Source organism: Dapis purpurea BLCC-M126, from assembly GCF_050015975.1.
In the GTDB taxonomy this organism is placed as follows: Bacteria; Cyanobacteriota; Cyanobacteriia; order Cyanobacteriales; family Microcoleaceae; genus Trichodesmium.
Genome location: NZ_JBNHER010000067.1, coordinates 13,304 through 16,485, shown reverse-complemented (window position 1 = coordinate 16,485; position 3,182 = coordinate 13,304). Strand labels below are relative to the sequence as shown.

Sequence of the window (3,182 nt, the reverse complement as noted above, 5' to 3'; positions counted from 1 at the left end):
AGGGCAAACCACACAGACAACGCCCGGCTCTCCCATACGACGCTCCCCAAGGGGAGAGCGCGGGACTTCCCGCCGGGGGAGTTAAAATATCTTTGTAGCATTTATGTGGTCCGGAATGCCGGTTTAAAATCTAGTCTTAAAAAAGTTGCTATTCTTGCACTTCCTCTTGATTTCACTTGGAAAAAATTTATAAATATTTTAGATTACATTTAAAATTGTTGTGCTAACTTATTAAGAGTCTTTTCTATTAAGACTAATTTATGAAATTAAATAAACCTTAAAATTTGAGGAAATATTTAGATGAAGTTTGTTAATTTCTTGAAAACAACTCTTATTAGTACCCTTATGAGCAGTGTAACAACTCCAGCATTTGGGGCATACTTTCAGACGAATCTTGTATCAAACAATCCAGATTTCGATCCCCAGATCCTAGATCCATTAGTTGTTAATGCTTGGGGTCTAGCTATCCGTCCTGCTGGATTTGGCGGACACTTTTGGGTGACTAATGCTGATTCTGGAACTGTGACTACTTATGTTGGAGATGTTGGTGGAACACCTTTATTTCAGGACGATCTAGAATTTGTCACCATTCCCACATCGCCCAATGCTCCCGCAGGAAGTGCGGGCACTCCAACTGGGCAGTTTTTTAGCTCCCATCCATCGGATTTTGAGGTAACAATGTTACTCGATCCAGACAATCCAGATTTAGGGGAAATTACCGGACCAGGGCGATTTTTTGCAGTAGAAGAGGGCGGAACTCTCTCCGCTTGGACAGAAGTAACTACAGATGATGGTATACTCAGACCTGTTGAATATCTGGTAGTTGCAGACAATTCTGAATTTGCACCCCAAAATACTGATGGTAATCCAGATAACGATAATTTTGCAATCTATAAAGGTATGGCAGGCACTACTCAGGAGGAGAATAATCTCCTGTTTGCTGCTGATTTTAGTCTAGCATCCCCAGGGATAGATGTTTGGGATAAAGAATTTAATGACGTTTCATCTAATTTTTTATTTGAGAATCCTTTTGGTGAAGAATATGCTCCTTTCAATATTCAAAATCTGGATGGTACGCTGTATGTTGCCTATGCAAAATTGAGTGATGAACCAGGTGAAGAACTAGCAGAAGTAGGTTTAGGACGACTAGCTGAGTATGATATTGAAGGTAATTTACTCAATATATGGGGACCTGATACTGATGACGCTAACGAAAATCTACTCAATGCACCTTGGGGTGTAGTGATCGCACCAGATGATTTTGGCGAATTTAGTAATAGTTTGTTAGTTGCTAACTTTGGAGATGGAAGAATTATTGCTTATGATCGCACTTCCCGCGAACAGATTGGGTTCCTAACAGATGAATCAGATAATCCTATTGAAATAGAAGGACTGTGGGGACTAATTTTTGGCAATGGTGCTAGCTTGGGTGAGACAAATCATCTCTACTTTGCAGCAGGTCCTAATGACGAAGCTGATGGTTTGTTTGGCAAGTTACAAGTTGTAGAGTCAAGTTCTGTTCCCGAACCAACTAGCGTTTTAGCTTTACTCGGAGTTACAGGTTTAGGATTAATAAGTAAACGTCGCCGTTTTTAGAGTATCTTTATAAGCAAGGATACTTAGTTGTTTGTAGTTGGGCTTTTAAGCACATCAAATACTTATCTTGTTGCTCAAACCCTACTTTTATTATAACTGTTTACCGAACATAGTATTATGGAACCCATTTAGTATCTTTTCCAGAAAAGATCATTTCAGTTATCAGTATCGACCGCTGAAGTCGGAGGCTTGAAATACCGAATATTCTTTTCTCTTGATCGATTGGATATGGCGTTTCGGCGCTTGAGCCGACATGAAAAGCGTAGCGGCTCTGTTAAGAGCGGGAAACCTCGCCATCCCATCCTACGGACTGCTCGGCAAACGACCGCTTTTGACCTCCTTAAAAGAGGAGACTTAAGACATGAATCCTTACGTTATGATAATTGGCGATCGCATAGATACCAAATGGGTTCTATAACTGATTTAAACCCGTGATGCCCGTAATTGTCCACAGGCTGCATCAGCTTCTAAACCACGGGAATAACGAACGCTAACTGCAATATGTTGTTCCTCCAGAGCATTAACAAAAGATTTTATCTGTTCCTCAGTAGGTCGCTGATAATCAACTTCACTAATAGGGTTATAGGGAATTAAATTAACATGACACTGATACCCACGCAAATTTTTCGCCAATTCTCTAGCATGATCTGGTAGATCGTTAAAACCTGCTAACAAAATATATTCAAAACTAATTCTCCGCTTTGTTACTTTGACATATTCACGACATTCTGCTATCAAATCTTTTAAAGGATAGGATTTAGCACTCGGAACTAAATGTTCCCGCAATCTTTGATTAGAAGCATGAAGACTAATAGCAAGAGTCAATTGAAGTTTATGTTGAGCTAATTGTCGGATGCGATCGCGAATTCCTACAGTTGAAATAGTTATTGAACGTTGACCAATACCCACATCTTGATTCAGAGACCTAACTGCAGCTAACACATTTTTAGTATTCAGCAGAGGTTCCCCCATTCCCATAAACACGATATGACTAACCCGTCGCTCAAAATCTTCTTGCACTGTTAGTACCTGGTCAATAATTTCATAAGGTTCTAGGTTACGGGTAAAGCCACCCTTACCAGTAGCACAAAAATCACACGCCATTGGGCAACCAACCTGAGAAGAAACGCAAACAGTTAAGCGTTTATAGCTAGGAATACCTACAGTTTCAATTATATTACCATCTGATAATTGTAGCAAATATTTAACTGTGCCGTCTGGAGCAACAGAGCGATGATGTATTACAGAACGACCAATAGGAAAATTAGCAATTTCCTCACGCCATTGTTTGGAAAATACAGTGATATCTGCTAGAGACTTAGCACCTTTTTGATAAATCCATTGATATAGTTGTTTACCTCGATAAGCAGGTTGTCCTTGTTGTTGCACCCACTCTGTTAACTCAGCTAAGGATAAACCCAGCAGAGGGGTTGGAGTAGGAGTTATTAGAGATTGAGTCATGTGATTAAAATATTCCTGTAAATAATTTGTCTATAAATCTATGATAATAGAAATTTTACTTTTAATTTTCTACGGTCATCCACACAAGATAACCTAACATTCTATCTACTGGTACCAATAAATAC

General features: G+C 39.4%; 3 protein-coding genes. 2 read left to right on the top strand and 1 reads right to left on the bottom strand.

Annotation, left to right across the window (positions count from 1 at the left end; all coding sequences use genetic code 11):
- Together ACP6PL_RS06410 and ACP6PL_RS06405 are read left to right on the top strand one after the other, a co-directional pair.
- A partial coding sequence (locus ACP6PL_RS06410) for a hypothetical protein (RefSeq protein ID WP_426543713.1) occupies positions 1-213 on the top strand: 213 nt, incomplete at its 5' end.
- A gap of 132 nt (positions 214-345) precedes the next feature.
- Complete coding sequence (locus ACP6PL_RS06405; protein ID WP_426543711.1) at positions 346-1,596, top strand: TIGR03118 family protein; 1,251 nt, start codon at positions 346-348, stop codon at positions 1,594-1,596.
- A gap of 423 nt (positions 1,597-2,019) precedes the next feature.
- Here the strand turns inward: ACP6PL_RS06405 and rlmN are convergent, their stop codons facing one another.
- Positions 2,020-3,057 carry a dual-specificity RNA methyltransferase RlmN gene (rlmN, locus tag ACP6PL_RS06400; protein ID WP_426543709.1) on the bottom strand — a complete coding sequence of 346 codons (1,038 nt, stop codon included), beginning with the start codon at positions 3,055-3,057 and terminating at the stop codon, positions 2,020-2,022.
- Between the last annotated feature and the right edge of the window lie 125 nt (positions 3,058-3,182).